This window comes from Mesorhizobium sp. M2C.T.Ca.TU.002.02.1.1 (genome assembly GCF_003997225.1).
In genome coordinates this window covers 1-806 of the sequence record NZ_RZTO01001370.1, presented here as the reverse complement: position 1 = coordinate 806, position 806 = coordinate 1, and the positions used below count along the sequence as shown (strand labels likewise).

Annotated in this window: 1 protein-coding gene; it reads right to left on the bottom strand. The window is 64.9% G+C overall.

The window, feature by feature from the left end:
- Nucleotides 1-806, bottom strand: an 806-nt coding sequence (locus EOD07_RS36165; protein ID WP_164772941.1) for an ABC transporter permease, incomplete at both ends; no start/stop codon positions are given.

Below are 806 nucleotides of genomic sequence, written 5' to 3'. Positions count from 1 at the left end.
GCGTTGAGCAGGATGCCGATCAGCGCCGCCCCCACCAGCACGTTGCGCACCCCGCCCCTGCCGCCCGAAAGGCCGATGCCGCCGATCACCGCCACCAGCACGATGTCGTAGAGCAGCGTCGAGTTGACGATGCGGGTGTTGATCGAATGCAGGCTGGCCGCCGTCAAAAGCCCGGCGATCAGGGCCACAAAAGCCGAGAGCACGTAGCGCAGCACCAGCATGGGCCGCACCGGAACGCCGATGTTGCGGGCGGCGACCGGATTGTCGCCGGCGAAATAGATGAAGCGGCCCCATTTGGTGTAGCGCAGGAACAGGAAGACCAGGAAGGCCAACCCGGCGAAGACGAACACCTCGACCGGAATATCGAGGAAGCGGACGCCGCCGAGCAGCTCGACCCAATGTCCCCCGGGCACCGGCACGGCATCCTGCGTGATCAGTTGCGAGCGCACATAGCCGAACACGAAGGAGCCGGTAGCCAAAGTGACGAAGATCGCCGGCACGTCGGCATAGGCGACGAGAAAGCCGTTGAGCAGACCGATGGCTAAAACGCCCGCCAGCACATAGAGGAAGGCCAGCCCATCCGAGGTCCCGGTGTTGAGCAGTTGCAGATACCAGGCGACCGACATCGCCATGATTGCCACGGCCGACAGGTCGATGCCGCGGCCGATGATGACGACCGCCATGCCGAGCGCCAGAATGCCGAGCACCGAGACCGAACGGACGATGGCGACCAGATTGTCGGCGGTCAGGAACCCGGGCAGGCCCAGCGCAGCGGCGGCGAACAAAAGGATGGCGATGGCAAAGAC